Raw genomic sequence first — 15009 nt, 5'->3', positions numbered from 1 at the left:
CCTATTTCGGGAGCGGATACCAACGTAGGCTGTTGCCTTGAATTTGCCAGCGTTCGCCATCGCGGCTGCGGTACGTGCCGCCGCCGTTGCAGCCGCCGCCGGCGCCGATCGCGCGGGCACACATATCGACGAGCACGTACGGGGCTGAATATTTCAGATGCTCGTCGACACACGCCGTCATAAATTTTGGATACGACTGCTGACCCCAATCCGATCGTAGAATCACGCGCCAGTCGACGATCTGTTGGTCCTTCGTAACGGCCTTATAGACGGTGCAGTCGGAGATTCCGAAGATCAGCGGAGCGTTTCCGCCACCGCGAGCGACCCGTGCGACATCGACGAAGCGCTGCTTATCTTGATCCGACATCTGGTAGGGCGTTCGCGCGCCACAACCGGCGATCGCAACCAGAATCGACGCTGCGGCGATAGACCCGACAAGCGCCTTCACGAGGAGCGCGCCAACACCAGCAACTCGAGTGCGCCGGCATCCAACAGTTGCCGTGCGAACGATTTACGCGCCAGCAGCCGGGGCTTGCGTCGAGTACCCGGAACGACCACGACCGTTTCGGGGATGGCTCGGGCGATTTCGATGACGCGGCGTGGCGCGTCGGCGTGCGCTTCCTCAATCCACTCGACGTTGGTCTTGCTGGTGTGCTCGCGCACCGCCGCCACCGCCGCCGCATCTGCCGGTTCTTTCGGATCGGTCACGTGCACGATCGTAAACTCGATCGACAGGCGCGCCGCCATGCGGCCGGCGCGTGCCACTAGCGGCAACTCCAGCGAGTTCGGCCCCAACGTCAACAAAATGCGATCGAACGGCGTCGGCACCGAATCGCGATAACGACCGTGCAACGCCTCGCGCAATGCCAACTCGCGCAACTCCTCGAGATGCTCGGTGCGGAAGAAGTTCTCTAAGGCACTATCGATGCGCTCGGTCGGATAGATCTTTCCTTCACGCAAACGCTGACGCAGCGCTTCGGGCGTGATGTCGATCAAGACGATCTCATCAGCCAGCGAGAGAATACCGTCGGGCAGCGTTTCGCGCACCGTGGCGCCGGTACGCCGCCGAACCGAGTCGGCCAAGCCTTCCAGATGTTGCACGTTGAGCGTGGTAATGACGTCGATGCCGGCCCGCAACACCGAGAGCACATCGAAAAAACGCTTGGGCGCTACCGAGCCGGGCGCGTTGGTATGCGCCAACTCGTCGATCAGCGCGACTTGCGGTTTGCGTGCCAAAAGCGCGTCGCGATCTAATTCGGTATACGTGATGCCCTCGGCGACGATCGCTCGCGGTGGTAGCACTTCGAGCCCGTCGAGTAACGCGCTGGTTTCGGATCGGCCGTGCGTCTCCACAAAGGCTGCGACCACATCGACGCCATCGTCTTGCAATTGATGCGCGCGGTCGAGCATGGCAAACGTCTTGCCCGAACCGGCGGCCGGTCCTAAATACACGCTCAAACGCCCGTATCCAACGCGCATCCGGTCCGCCGCCGAATTCGAATACGGCGAAAACGCCGCGTTACGGCCCAAATGCGCCTGGTCCAGCGCCCCGATAAACAAATCGTACGACAACGGCAAGTTCGCCAATCGCGCGGCGTCGCGTCCCGACGGCAACGCCACCAGCGCGGCTTTCAAGTTATCGAACGCCGGCGTTGGCATCTCGCGCAATACCTCGCCGTCCACTTCGCGCGCAGTCGCCTCGAGCGCGTTGCGGTCGGCCCCGCCGGTCGGTACGATTTCCAGTTCCAAATCCAACGCGTGCGAGATTGCCGAAGTGCGCTTTAAGAACGCCGCCGGATCGTGATCGGGATACACCAAGGCCGTCGCGAAGGCGTTGCCGCTGGCTTTGAGCGTCGGCAACGTCAAACGGTCTACCGTTCGCAACAACAACTCGCGCAAACTCGCAAGCGTGCGATCCTCGAAGATGCCGTTGAGCGCACGCTCCACATCGCGCTCGTCGGTCACCTTGCCGGCCTTCACACGCCCGCGTAATAGCCGCGGCGACACGTCGAGCGCCACCACTTCGTCGGCCGATTTTAGAAACGACAGCGGCACGATTTCGCGCACCGGATAGCCGACCAGCGATTCGACCGTCGGCGCAACCGATTCCAAATGCGCCACGTTGAGCGCGCCGATCGTGCCGATTCCCGCAGTGCGCAACGCCTCGGCGTCTTGCCATCGCTTCACGTGCGCGCCGCCCGGCAGATTCTCGTGCGCAAGCTCGTCGAGCAGCACCACGTCGGGCCGTTCGCGTAGCGCCGCTTCGAAGTCGAAATCCGAAAACTCCGCACCGTTTACTATGGCGCGCCGGCCGGGAAGCCGCGGCAACCCGGAAGCCAGCTCTTCTAAATCGAGCCTGCCCTTGGTTTCGATCCAACCGATAAAGACGCGTTTGCCGCCGGCCTGCAACCGCACGCCCTCGTTCAGTAACCGCCGCGTCTTTCCGGCGCCCGGCGCGGCCGCGACGTACACCACCAAACGCGGTCGCCCGCCGATCTCGGCGAGCAGTTGTTCGGCCTTGAGGCTGCGATCCACGTCCGCCGTGTTCTGCGCGCGGCATGGCGCCCCCGCAAGGGCCGAGAACCCACCGGTGTGGGCTTGCTCTGCTACGCGCTGCTAATCGCCGCTTGGATCGTGGACCTGTTCACGCCGCAGTTGTTCGTCACGGCGATTCTGTTCGACGGGCCGATCGCGCTGAGCGGTTTGGCGCTCAAGCCGCGCCTAACGTTGCAGCTCTGTATAACGGCGCAAGTGCTCAACGTCATCGCCGGCTACACCGACGGCGCGCGCGCCGGACACATTTGGGATGCCATCGCCATTGGCGATCGGTTGCTTGCGGCCGCCTCGTTCGCGTTGGTCGCCTATCTCACCATCGTGGCGCAACGCCTGGCGCGCGAAGCTGGTGAATCCAACGGCCGCGCACGCCAAGTCGCAATCGAACGAACCCTACGCGCCGCCACCGGCCGCGTCCGCGAAACGCTCAACCTCGATTTGGTGCGGCGTTCGATTCTCAGCGAAACGATCGCACTGTTGCACGCCGCATCGACGCGTCTGATCGTCTACGATCTTCCGGCCGAACCGCCGCTGGTGATTCGGCTCGACGATGGCGGCGAACCATCGTATACGCGCGACGCACTCTCACCCGATATTGCGTCGCTCGTCGCTAAAACGCGCGAGGACGGTGCCATCGTGCACGTCACGGCTGACGACGCCGTTGGAAGGCTGCGGCTCGCTGCGCTCGACGGCGCAGCCGAGGCACTCGTTGGTGAGATTCCCGAGCAGTACGCCGGTGGCGCGCACGTGCTGTTTGCAATCGCCGCACCCGGCACGTCCTTCGATGCGGGCACGGCCGCCGCCATGAAAGCCTTTCTCGAGCAAGCCTCGGTCGCGCTCGAACAAGCCTACGTCTTCACCGAGCTCGGGCGTCGCAACGACGAGATCGCGGCCAGCCGCAACGAAACCGCACGCACCACCGACGTAATTCGCGACATGATCTACACCCTCGCGCACGATCTGCGCACGCCGTTGGTGGCCGCGGGAGTCACCACGAAACAGGCGCTCGACGGCGCGTTCGGGGTGTTGCCGGATCGCTACAGCGACGTCTTGCGCGCGTCGCAAGCGTCCAACGAGGAAGCGCGGCGCATCGTCGAAACGCTGCTACTGGTCGCGCGTTACGAAACCGGTGAAGAATCGCGCGTTAGCGAGCGCGTCGATGCCGGCCCGCTGCTCGATACCGCCGTCGAAGAACTGGATCCGCTCGCGCGCTCGAACGCCATAACGTTGCGAAGCGAAGTGCGCGACGCTCCGCTCGCCATCACCGGCGACCCGCACGAAATTCGTCGTGCGCTTCTCAATTTGGTCGCCAATGCGATTGCCGCCACGCCGCGAAACGGGAACGTCGTGGTGAACGGATTCGCGGACGCCGGCGACGTGATATTGCAAGTGACCGACGACGGCTACGGCGTTCAGCCCGACCGGCGCGAATGGCTGTTCCAGCGATTCGGCGGAACCCGAGGCGCGGTATCCAGCGGCCTAGGCTTATATATCGTTCGCCGCATCGCCGAAAAGCACGGCGGCAGCGTCACCTACGGCCCGCGAGATCCACAAGGCAGCGTGTTTACGCTCCGCTTGCCGAAAGCCCAAGAATGAACGCTAGACCGAAGGTCGTCATCGTCGAGGACCACGCATTGACGCGCGCCGGCTTGCGCGTTGCACTCGAGACAACCAGCGATGTCGTGGCAGAAGCCGCCGATGGGCCCCTCGGCTTGGAAGCGATTCTTCGCGAACGGCCCGACGTCGCTGTGGTCGATATTGGGTTGCCCGGTTTCGACGGGATCGAACTCACCCGCCGGCTTCGCGAAAGCGACGTCACTACTCGCGTGGTGATCGTCACGATGGTGGATGCTCCCGGCGAAGTGGTTGCAGCGCTGGCCGCCGGTGCCGACGCCTATTGCGTGAAAACATCCGAGCCCGAGCGCATCGTCAGCGCGGTGCGCCTCGCTGCCGAGGGGGGCGCCTATTTCGATCCGCAAATCGCCCAGATCGTGCTCGCCCACGTCGCGGGCCGCGAACGCGCTAACGAATTGCAAAGCGGTGCGGCCTCGCCGCTCACGCCACGCGAAACCGATGTTCTGCGTTTGATCGCCGAAGGCCGCGGCAACAACGAAATCGCCGAGCAACTCTACATCGGGTATGGCACGGTCAAAGGCCACATCCGCGATATTCTCGAGAAACTCTCGGCCGCGGACAGAACCCAAGCCGCGGTCACGGCACTCCGCAAAGGGTACATTTAAGGAAACTCCTAAAGGGGCGTTGCTAGTCGCTTTCGGAGAATGCGTTTGTTAAAGGGAATCGTCGTTGGCGTCGTCCTCACGATAGTGGTTATCGCTATCGGCGGACTCGTGGCGTTAAGGACGGGCATGGTTCCGGCCAACGCCGATGCTCGCCCGAATGGCCTTGAGGAGTGGGCTGCGCGTGCCTCGTTGCGCGCGACGATGCATCGCGAAGCTCCGAACGTCAACAATCCGCTGCCGCTCAACGATGCTAACGTGCTCGCCGGCGTCAAGCTCTACGCGCAGAACTGCGCCCTATGCCACGGAGATTCGAGTGGCAACCCGAGCAATGTTGCCAAAGGGCTGTACCAGCACGCTCCGCAGTTCGCTCACCACGGAGTCGAGGATGACGCCGACGGCTATACCTATTGGAAGGTCACCCACGGAATCCGTTGGACCGGGATGCCGTCGTTTGGCGGTTCGCTCAGCGATACGCAGATCTGGCAAGTGGCGCTATTTCTCAAACATATGGATAGCCTCAGCCCCACGGCCCAACGCGCCTGGTCGCAAGTATCGGTCGACAAATAATGCTGTATCAAAACGCCTTGTTTGATGATCTCGCGTCGCTGGCGCTCGCGTACATTCCGTACGGCGGCATCGATTTTGGTGAAGCTGTCGCCATCGCGTCCGCCGTCGGAACCGGCGATGCGTCTGCATTCTTTAACGCCTGGAGTTCCGCGGCCGATCGACGCGCGCAGCAAGCCCAACAAGCTGAAAGCGCCGGCCATGGTGAGTCGGCACGCGCGCTGCTCTTCAAAGCGGCCTGCTTTTACGGAATCTCGTATCGCCCGCTATTTGGCACACCCGTGGATCCTCGGTTAACCGCCGCCTTCGACAAGCAAATGGATACCTTCGGTAAAGCGGTCGCAATGTTAGATTCGCCCGCCGCGTCGCTGCACGTCCCATACGAATCTACGACATTGCCGGCCTACGCATTTGCTGCCCAGGATGGTGTCGATCACCGTGACCCGCTACTGATTTTCACCAGCGGTTACGACACGACGGTCACAGATGAGTATTTTGCGTCCATCGTTGCAGCGACGAGGCGCGGTTACGACTGCTTCGTGTACGATGGTCCAGGGCAAGGCGCCCCGCTGATCCGCGACGGTATTGCGATGCGACCCGATTGGGAGAACGTGGTGACGCCCGTCATCGATTGTGTCAAAGCAATCCCCGAATATTCCGAACGCCCGTTGGTGCTGTTGGGATGGAGTTTCGGCGGATATTTGGCGCTGCGCGCGGCAGTGCACGAATCTCGTTTAGCGGCGTGCGTCGCCGATCCGGGACTGTCGGGCGCGATGTCCGTCTTTGGGCGTGCTACGGGCGGCGCGAGCGCCGACCAACTGCAACGGAAGATTGACAACGACCCGGGCCTACATTGGCGGTTCGTGCAGCGCGGCTTCTGGGTGCAAGGAAAAGCCACGCTGTCGGAGTTTTTAACGGAGATGCAGCGCTACGACTTGGGCGATTCTGCCAAGCAAATTCAGTGTCCGACGCTGCTAACGATGGCAGAGAACGATCCACTTGCCGCCGGCGCCCCGCAACTGTACGACAGCCTAACCTGCCCGAAGACGCTGTTGCATTTTGCAGCCGAGGACGGCGCCGGCGGCCACTGCGAAATGGGCAATCGTTCGCTGCTCAACGGCGCAGTTTTCGACTGGCTCGACGACACAATCTGAATCCGGAGGTTACGCATGGCTAGACCATTAGTAAGCCCAACGGGCACGACGTACCGGAAAGCAAGACGCTTGGCGCTTCTCATCGCACTGATCGCTATCGTGCCGCTCGACGCGCGATCCGCAAGTACGGCCTCGCTGGATTTGCTTCGCCGGGCCGCCGACCCGAATCCGGGTCTAAAATCGTATACGGCCTCTGCCCAACTTTCCGCGACCCTGCACGTGCTGTTGCCGATGCACCGTACGTTCGATGGTACGGTCTATTATCTCAAGCCGAACCGAAAGATCGAATTTCAAAACGTTACGGGACAGCTGGCCCGGTTCAAGGATCTCGCTACGTCCACGCCGAGCTTTAGCAAGCTGAACAACGATTACACCGTAACCGCACTCGGCGACACCGGTACGATTTCGACCTATTCGCTCGTTCCAAAAAACACCGGTAGCCGCGTTAAGAGTATCGGTGTTACGGTCGGCGACGCGTCGGCGCTCATCCAACACGTGCAGTGGAACTATACTAACGGTGGGACGCTGCAGCTAACTGACTATTACGCGGAGGTAGGGACGTTCCAGCTACCTATGAAGTCCGATATCTCCGCGCGCTTTCCGGGCTACAGCGTCGATGGCACTCTTTCATTCAGCAACTACAAGCCGAATGTTACCGTGTCGCCCGCGGTATTTGCGTCGCCCAAAGCGTAGTGATAGTTCGACTCATGCTGTAACTCGCACCGCGTGAAGCGCGGGCGGCGACCATACGCCGCTCAGCGCTGCCGGCCGCGGCCAATACAGCCGGAAAATCAACCCGAATGCTTGGTCGGGGAGAGCCAACCAGTTGACGCTCGATTCGTCCGGGGGGGCGCGCTGAATCGTAATATCCAGCGAGTCGTCGGCGTTTCTTACCAGATTGTCGCGCGATCGAATGCTCGAATGTCGGACGTCTGCAGGCAGCCGCCGCAACTGTTTGTCGCACGCGGTCAGCGACCAAAATGCACGCGCCGGCGGCCGGTTCCATCCTTCGAAATGGAGGCGGTACGCCCGCGCGCCATGCAGCGGCTGTCCGGCATCGTCGGTGCGCGCGAAGCGGTACAACACGTCTTGCTCGTCGCCGGCCAAAAAATGAAAACGGCACGAGCGAGCGCGTTCGAGATAGGCGGTACTGCGTGCGTCGAACCGTTGCTGCGCTTCCCATCCGTCGACCGTAGCGGTCACCGGCAAGCCCGATTCGATGTAGCCAAGGGCCTCGGTAAAGCCCGCCGCGAGCGCGCGCGAATCGCTTCGTAGTACTTCGTCGATCGCGTCGCGCCACCCGATCGCGCTCGAATATCGTCCCGAATCGTCCAACAGCCCGCGCAAGCGCTCGAAAAACGCAAGACCGCCGGCATGTGCGATCGCATCGGCGACCGATCCACTCGGACTTCCCGATGCATCGGCGATCGCTGTTGCGCGGTCGTTATCACGCGGGCCGATCGGGGCAATCGAAACCTGCAAGTCCGCAATGTCGCCATCGGCCCTCACGGTCTGCGCCACTACCGCGACCCGATTGGTGGGCGCTTCGATGGTGCGCACGCCGTTCGGTGCGGTGCCGCCCCACGAGGGCGTAACGATTGCGTACGTTTGCCGTTGATTTCCGGTCGTGCGCGTGCCCAGCGATGCGAAGCTGCGACCCCACGCATCGAACAGCGAAAGCGAATAGTAGCGAGTCGTTTCGTCGGCCCTAAGGGCCACCGGCCTGTGGTGCAAATCGATCCAAGCCGTCCGAACGGCGAGGTCGTCGTTCGGCATGCTGACGCCGGCTAAAGCCGCATCGTCGCTCTGCGCGTTTCGGCGCGCGGCTGCATCGAACAGCACGAGCGGATATCCCCACACACAGGCGTCGACTGCGCCAACCGGCATCTTACGAACGTAATCGTTTTGACGCCCGCGTTCGCCGCCCCGTCTTGGACAGGGCGGCCAAGGTTTTCGCAACCGCTACCTGGTATGGTTTGGGGACCGGTGACCGTCCTCGGAGGTGTGGGGGATTAGCGTGAGCGGTTTGTCCATTTTGGCTGTCTCGCGTTTAACGCATCTGACGGCCGACACCATCCGCGCTTGGGAAAAGCGTTATTCTGCCGTACGTCCTGCCCGCGGCCGCGGCGGGCAACGGCTGTTTTCCGACGAGGATGTCAGGCGCCTGACGCTGTTACGAGAGGCAGTCGGCGCCGGTGAGTCGATTTCGCACATCGCGCATCTGCCCTTAGGCGCCTTGCGCAAACTGGTTCGCTTCGAGCGTCAGGTCGGCGACGACCTCGACTCTCCAATCGAACACCTGCTGCGCCTCATTGCCGCGTACGATTTCGTTCGGCTGCGTTCCAGTTTGGTTACGATCGGCGCGATGCACTCCGCCGTCGAATTTTGCGACGGCATCGTCGGCCCGCTGATGGAAGAAATAGAGTACTCCGCCGACGATCCGCACGTTCGCGCGACCAAACGAACGATGTTGGCCGAGGGGATTCATTCGGTGTCGGCCCAGTTCTTCGAACGCTATGCTCCGGATGCAGCGGCTCCGTCATGTATTATGGCGACGTTCCCTGGCGAACCCGACTCGGCGGCCGCGCTGCTTGCCGCCGTCGTCGCCGCCGAAATCGGATATCGTAGCGTCTTCCTCGGACAGTTAGCTCCGCCCGAACTGCACAGCATCGCGGCGGCGTCCGGTTCGGCAGCCGTGGGGCTTCATATCGGCGCCGCAAACGTCGATTTCACTCGGATGCTTGCGGATGTTCGTTGTCGTCTCGGGGGAGTGCCGGTCTTCGCGATCGGCGCAGGTGCTGCGTTCGATGGCGTGCAGAGTCCAATCCGTTCGATGCATGAGCTATCGGATGCGTTGCGCGTCCTAAAACAACGTCACGTTGAAGATCATGCTGGCGATCGCCGCGATCCCAATTCCCAGCAAGATGATTGCGGTGGCCAGGGTCATGGAGGGAGGGAAATTACTTTCCGCGTGGATCAATCCTTGGCTGGCCATCGCCACGCGTTGGGCTCGTAGCTCGACCATGAATCGAAGCTGGTAAATAATCCCAAGCACCAGCATCAAAACGCCGAGAAACACGAGCGCGAGACCGAAATGCCGAGCCGACGCGTCGCTGCCGATCGCTTTCGAATCGTGCAGCTTCTGAAAAACCTGGTAGATCGTAAACCCGAAGCCGATCAGCGACAGCGACGTCCGCACCACCGACATCAGGGTTCGATCGGCGCTCATCCGGGTGCGCTGAAACGACATCCCCGTCCGGCGCGACGATAGCTCCGTGTTGATCTTGTCGGACGCCGATTCGGACGTGATCGGTTCGGAAGGCATAACAAACCCACGATACGCACCCGCCGGGGCTTCCCGCGCCGGGCTGTCCAAGACGGCCCCTCCAAACCGACAGACCGCTTCCGATACCCTGAGAGGCGATGGAAGAGCTGTTGACCATGTTTTCCTCGGTCGTTGCCGAATTCGTAGAGGCGCTGGCGGCCCTCATCGTCTTGGGCGCAGCGTTGGAAGCTGTCTACGGGATCGGCGCCGGATTCTTTGCCCGGACCGACAAGACGCGCGGGCGCCGGCAGATTTGGACGCGTTTTGCGCTTTGGCTAGTACTCGCACTCGAGTTTACGCTTGCCGCGGATATCGTCCGCACCGCGATTCACCCGTCATGGACGTCGATCGGACAGCTTGCGGGAATCGCCATCATCCGTACGTTCCTCAATGCCTCATTAGCTCGTGACCTTCGCGAGTCGCAATCGTGGGGGAAATCTTGAGCGCGGAAGTATCCGGCTGGTAACTATCGCGGTTCTGTTATACTAGGATGAATAGGAGGATCAGCATGGCGAAATCTCGGCAACTAGCGGCAGAGTTTATCGGTACGTTCTGGCTCGTTTTCGGCGGCTGCGGAAGCGCCGTCATCGCGGCGGGCTTTCCATCGCTCGGCATCGGTTTTGTCGGCGTTGCGTTTGCGTTCGGACTAACGCTGTTAACGATGGCCTACACGATCGGCCCGATTTCCGGCTGCCACATCAATCCGGCGGTAACCGTCGGGCTCTGGTTGGCCAAACGCTTCCCCGCTCGTGACGTCATCCCGTACATCGTCGTTCAGGTCATCGGCGCTATCGCCGCCGCGGCCGTACTGTACGCGATTGCATCCGGCAAGCCGGGATTCACGGTCGGGCAGTTCGCATCGAATGGTTTCGACGCACTCTCGCCGGGCGGCTACAATATGGCCTCGGCGCTCATTGCCGAAATCGTCCTGACATTCTTTTTCTTGATGGTGATTCTCGGCTCGACCGATAAGCGCGCCCCCGTCGGGTTCGCCGGCTTGGCCATCGGTCTCGCGCTCGTGCTCATCCATCTGATCAGCATCCCAATCGACAATACATCGGTTAATCCGGCACGAAGCACCGGTCCGGCCATCTTCGCGGCCATGGGAGGCGGTGCGGAACTATCGCAACTATGGTTGTTCTGGGTCGCGCCATTGATCGGGGGCGGTCTCGCCGGCCTGTTATATCCCATCCTGTTCGGTGAAGAAACCAGCGTCGAACCGGTCATCGGCGACCTTCCAGGAGCGCGATAACATGGGAATGCGATATTTTGTCAGCATTGCCGCTTTGGCTGTGGCGATGACCGCTCCAGCCTGGGCGACGGGCACGCTGAAAATTCAACAGAACAACAATTCGATCAGCACGTATACCGACGTGGGCATAAAGATCGTCGGTAAAACGTTGATGCTGACGTCGGCCGACAAGTGGTCGACCGTTATCATTAGCGGAGGCTCGTGTGTCGAAGACAACGGGCTCAAGCGGTGCAACGCTAAGCAACTGTCGATGGACGAAGACGGTACGCCGCACGTTATTCCGTTCGTGAATGCGACGTTCTACTTCAACCTGACGGACGCTGACGTGATGCTGCCGTTATCGACCATTAAAATCGCGCCGAACTCGGTCATATTCTCTGCTAAGACCAACAAAGGCACGTATATCACCGGCAGTGGCACGATCGACGGGAAAACGCCATAATGAAAAAGATAGCATTGGTCATCGCGATCGCGTTCTTCGCTTCGTCGACCGCCGGTTTGCAAGCACGTCCTGGCGGCGGTGGCGGCGGTGGTGGCCGCGGCGGCGGCGGAGGCGGCCGTTCCGCACCGTCTCGCCAAACTGCCTCGCGCCCGGCCCCGTCTAATCCCGGCCGCGGGTTCAACATGGGCAACGACGTCCCGTCGTCGCGCCCGGGCTACAAGCCGCCGCAGCAGCAGCAACGGCCGCAACAACAGCCGAACCGTCCCAGCAATACCGCAAGTAACGGCAACAGCAAGCCGGGTAATGGCAACAACAACAACAACAAGCCTGGCAACGGCAATGGCAACAACAACAATAAGCCCGGTAACGGTAACGGTAACGGTAACGGCAATAATAGCGGAAATAACAACGGTAACCGCAACAACGGCAACGGAAACAACAACAACATCAACAGCGGAAACAAGACCGTCAACAACAACAACGTGAACGTTAACCGCAACTACAACGGCTACAACGGCTACGGCTACCACGGAACGGTCGTCGTGAACCCGGTGTACCGCGGACCGGCCTGGGGCTGGAATCACGGGGCCGTCTGGACGCCGTATCCCAGCTACTGGGGTGGCGGATTCTGGGGGGCATTCGCCGTCGGAGCGACGACTGCAGCCGTCATGGGCGCCGTCGTCAACTCGAATCAGACGTACACGTCCTACCAAGTGCAGCAGAGCAGTCCTGGTGCCACGCTGTTATCCAACTACGGATTGCAGCAAGTGCAGTGCGGATCGCCCAACCTCGTGGTCATCTACGGCCCGAATAACGGCGTGATCTGCGCCAACCCGAACGGTCAAGTTGCAGCCGGCAACTACGCCGTCAACGAGAACAACCTCACGCTGCAATCGCAATAGAGTCAGCTTCTCATCAACTAGAAAGGGCGTCGGCTGTTGTCCAGCCGGCGCCTTTGCTATTGCGGTGCGTGCATGATGCGCGAGATGTCGCGAGCGCCGTGAAGGGTTCGGGCGGTTACTAACTCGGGCGGCTCGACCGATTCAATGCCGATCCGCATGGCTTCACGAAGGTCGGATAGTCGCTGTTCATTCTTTTGTAACAAAATGAGGCCGTCTCACACCACCTCGCTGGCCGAAGCCGTCTCGTACCCCGCCGGCTTCTGGCACGCCGCCACTAGCGAATCTGAACTAGACTTAGTCCACTCGTTTCGGAGTTTTCCACAAGCGAGTACTGGATTTTTCCAAGGTGTCGGCGTCCGATTTTGGTACCCTGTAGCTCGAGTCGGGAGATCGGAACGGATCCGCGCTCAAAAAATTGTGAACTGCTTAGCTGAGTCTAGTCCGAAAACCCTAGGGTCGAAAAATGAGGCCAGGCGTCAGGGGTGCCTTTCAATCCAATCGATCCAGAAACGTGTCAGGTCGGCGCGCTGCACCGGATTGCTCGGACCATGGGTCGTGGCTGGAAACACAAGGAACTTGTTCTCGACGTGGTTGTCCGTCAACGCGTGATACAGCGCGTACGACTGTGAGATCGGCACCACCGGATCGCCGACGGTCGACCAAATCAGCGTCGGCGTCGTGATGTCTTTGTAGTACGTGATCGGCGACTGTTCGGCATAAATGTGCAGGCCATCGCCAACATACGGCGACGAGCCCAGATAATACGTGTTTTGAACGTTAGAAATCGACGTGTCATATTCGTTAGTCTCGTCGTTCACTGCCGCGCCCGAAACCGCCGAGCGCCAGATGTGGCTATGGCCGATCAACCACGTCGTGAGCAACCCGCCATACGACCAGCCGGAGACTGCAACCCGCGTCGAATCCGCATATGGCTCGCGCTCAACCGCGGCCAAACCGGCCATCACGTCGGTGCCCGGCCCCGCGGCAGTATCGTTTTGAATCGCGAGCATATACGCGTTGCCCAGATTGTCGCTCCCGCGATAGTTCGGCTGCATCACCACATACCCACGTGAAGCGATCAACTGTGCGAGCGGCCAGTCTTCCCAGGCGAACTCGAGGTTATTCGACAGTCCGGGGCCACCGTGAATCAATAGAACGATCGGAAAGCGTTTCGGGTTCTTCGGATCGTATTGCGGCGGCACCGTCACGACTCCGTCTTCCGCAAACCCGTTCGGCCCATTGTATTCGATCCGGCGCATATCGCCGATCGTCAACGAATCGAGGAACGAATTAAGGTGCGTTACCTGTCGCGGCGTGTGCGCGCCGGCAGCCAGAAAGAACAATTCGCGCGCGTGTCGTGCGTCGTTCGCTAGAAAAGCTAAGCCGCCGTTACGCGCAAACGACGCCGCTATGCCCGCATCGAAGGTGCTGCTCGAATACGGATCGCAGATAATATTTCTTGACCCAAGATCGAAGGGCACAATACCGTTTTGCACTTCGAAGCCCGGCGGTGGCCCATGATGCGGCAAGTCCGCTTCCCATGCTTTTACTTGGGTGCCTTCGCTCGCGCAGACGAGCATTCGCTGCCCGTCTGGAAACCACAACGTCCCAGCGACGTTGCGATCGAACTGCGGCAGTAATGCGCTAATGCCATGACCCAATGCGCCGTGAGACAGCATCAGCGTATTTTCCGCCAAGAAGTTGCCTCCGGCCGGATACCAGAACAAAAGTGAGTCTTTTGCGCCGTACGACGGACTCAACTCAAACTGAGGCAAAGCAGTTAATTTCGTAGGTGTGCCGCCGCGCGAGTCGACCTCCCAAATCGTCGATAGCTCGTCGTCGCCGGCGAACGGTGTAGCGACACGCGTAAACGCAATGCGCCGTCCATCCGGCGACCACGCGAACTGCGAGGTGAAGATGCCGCCCGGATCCGTCGGTGCAATCGTCCACGACCCGCTGGTTAGGCGGCGCGCACGGCCGCCGTCGGGTGAGATCACCCACAAGTGATCGGGCGGGGTGAGTGCCGTCGCGGTGTACTCGTTATTGCCCGCAAAGAAATAGTCGTGATGCTTTGCCAATGCGACGCGATTCGCGGGCAGGTCCGCCGCGACATACGCGATCTCGCGTCCGTCTGGCCTGTATTCGAAGTCGATGATATCCGTCGGACTCTGGGTGACGCGTACCACGCCGTCGAGCGAGCGCTGATAGACTTGCACCACGCCGTTTGCGTCCGCAGCCAGGTACGCCAAACGGGCACCATCCGAGGACCAGCGCGGCACCGCGACGTCGCGCCCGCGAACGATCGTTCGCATATGGCCCGACGCCACATCGACCAACACCAGCGATGGAACGTCTTCGGCTCGCACCAAATCCTGATGGTAGATCAGCATCGCGACGGTCTGCCCGTCAGGCGATATCGCCGGTTCTTCCAAATTCAAGATCCGAGCGGCGTCCGAAATCTGTAACGTTCGTGCGGATGCCGCGCTACCGGCCGTCAAAACCAGCGCCAGCCCCAATGAGAGAAGAAGAACGCGCATGGCGGAGCGTTCTCACGCCGGTCGAACGCGCCTGCTACAA

At 61.0% G+C, this 15009-nt stretch carries 15 protein-coding genes; 9 read left to right on the top strand and 6 right to left on the bottom strand.

Going from position 1 to position 15009, the window contains the following annotated elements; translation table 11 throughout:
* Position 1 precedes the first annotated feature (1 nt).
* Both VGF98_00670 and VGF98_00665 read right to left on the bottom strand, forming a co-directional pair.
* Positions 2 to 448, bottom strand: coding sequence for a hypothetical protein (locus VGF98_00670; GenBank protein HEY1680140.1), 447 nt, complete (start codon positions 446 to 448; stop codon positions 2 to 4).
* Positions 445 to 2535 carry a hypothetical protein gene (locus tag VGF98_00665; GenBank protein HEY1680139.1) on the bottom strand — a complete coding sequence of 697 codons (2091 nt, stop codon included), beginning with the start codon at positions 2533 to 2535 and terminating at the stop codon, positions 445 to 447. Before VGF98_00665 ends, VGF98_00670 begins: the two co-directional genes overlap by 4 nt.
* Before the next feature lie 57 nt (positions 2536 to 2592).
* Here VGF98_00665 and VGF98_00660 point away from each other — a divergent pair, with 57 nt between their 5' ends.
* The 5 genes from VGF98_00660 (at position 2593) to VGF98_00640 (ending at position 7204) form a co-directional block, all read left to right on the top strand.
* A complete protein-coding gene (locus VGF98_00660; GenBank protein ID HEY1680138.1) occupies positions 2593 to 4149 on the top strand; it encodes a HAMP domain-containing sensor histidine kinase in 1557 nt (518 codons plus the stop codon).
* Positions 4146 to 4793, top strand: a complete 648-nt coding sequence (locus VGF98_00655) for a response regulator transcription factor (protein ID HEY1680137.1) — start codon at positions 4146 to 4148, stop codon at positions 4791 to 4793. The genes VGF98_00660 and VGF98_00655 overlap by 4 nt, the downstream gene beginning before the upstream one ends.
* 39 nt (positions 4794 to 4832) lie before the next feature.
* Positions 4833 to 5360, top strand: a complete 528-nt coding sequence (locus tag VGF98_00650) for a cytochrome c (protein ID HEY1680136.1) — start codon at positions 4833 to 4835, stop codon at positions 5358 to 5360.
* Entirely contained in the window at positions 5360 to 6511 is a 1152-nt protein-coding gene (locus VGF98_00645) for an alpha/beta hydrolase (GenBank protein HEY1680135.1), read from the top strand. Before VGF98_00650 ends, VGF98_00645 begins: the two co-directional genes overlap by 1 nt.
* A gap of 69 nt (positions 6512 to 6580) precedes the next feature.
* Positions 6581 to 7204, top strand: coding sequence for a hypothetical protein (locus VGF98_00640; protein ID HEY1680134.1), 624 nt, complete (start codon positions 6581 to 6583; stop codon positions 7202 to 7204).
* Positions 7205 to 7216: 12 nt separating this feature from the next.
* Here VGF98_00640 and VGF98_00635 read toward each other — a convergent pair whose 3' ends face one another.
* From VGF98_00635 to VGF98_00625, 3 genes are all read right to left on the bottom strand, one after another.
* Positions 7217 to 8398, bottom strand: coding sequence for a DUF1214 domain-containing protein (locus tag VGF98_00635; protein ID HEY1680133.1), 1182 nt, complete (start codon positions 8396 to 8398; stop codon positions 7217 to 7219).
* A 340-nt stretch (positions 8399 to 8738) separates the two neighbouring features.
* On the bottom strand, positions 8739 to 8999 hold the full coding sequence (locus tag VGF98_00630) for a hypothetical protein (protein ID HEY1680132.1): 261 nt from the start codon (positions 8997 to 8999) through the stop codon (positions 8739 to 8741).
* A 375-nt stretch (positions 9000 to 9374) separates the two neighbouring features.
* Positions 9375 to 9836 (bottom strand): DUF202 domain-containing protein, encoded by a 462-nt coding sequence (locus VGF98_00625; GenBank protein ID HEY1680131.1) that lies wholly within the window; start codon positions 9834 to 9836, stop codon positions 9375 to 9377.
* A gap of 116 nt (positions 9837 to 9952) precedes the next feature.
* Here VGF98_00625 and VGF98_00620 point away from each other — a divergent pair, with 116 nt between their 5' ends.
* From VGF98_00620 to VGF98_00605, 4 genes are all read left to right on the top strand, one after another.
* Positions 9953 to 10279: a DUF1622 domain-containing protein gene (locus tag VGF98_00620; GenBank protein ID HEY1680130.1), complete on the top strand. Its 327-nt coding sequence runs from the start codon at positions 9953 to 9955 to the stop codon at positions 10277 to 10279.
* 65 nt (positions 10280 to 10344) lie between these two features.
* Positions 10345 to 11088 carry an aquaporin Z gene (aqpZ, locus tag VGF98_00615; GenBank protein ID HEY1680129.1) on the top strand — a complete coding sequence of 248 codons (744 nt, stop codon included), beginning with the start codon at positions 10345 to 10347 and terminating at the stop codon, positions 11086 to 11088.
* Between the two features lie 7 nt (positions 11089 to 11095).
* Positions 11096 to 11530, top strand: coding sequence for a hypothetical protein (locus VGF98_00610; GenBank protein HEY1680128.1), 435 nt, complete (start codon positions 11096 to 11098; stop codon positions 11528 to 11530).
* On the top strand, positions 11530 to 12432 hold the full coding sequence (locus VGF98_00605; protein ID HEY1680127.1) for a hypothetical protein: 903 nt from the start codon (positions 11530 to 11532) through the stop codon (positions 12430 to 12432). Before VGF98_00610 ends, VGF98_00605 begins: the two co-directional genes overlap by 1 nt.
* 476 nt (positions 12433 to 12908) lie before the next feature.
* On the opposite strand, the gene VGF98_00600 is transcribed toward VGF98_00605, so the two are convergent.
* Positions 12909 to 14969 (bottom strand): prolyl oligopeptidase family serine peptidase, encoded by a 2061-nt coding sequence (locus VGF98_00600; protein HEY1680126.1) that lies wholly within the window; start codon positions 14967 to 14969, stop codon positions 12909 to 12911.
* Positions 14970 to 15009 lie beyond the last annotated feature (40 nt).

It is taken from the genome of Candidatus Tumulicola sp. (genome assembly GCA_036490475.1).
Lineage (GTDB): Bacteria > Vulcanimicrobiota > Vulcanimicrobiia > Vulcanimicrobiales > Vulcanimicrobiaceae > Tumulicola.
Note: the sequence above shows the minus strand (reverse complement) of the source record. Positions and strands in the feature narration are given on the sequence as shown.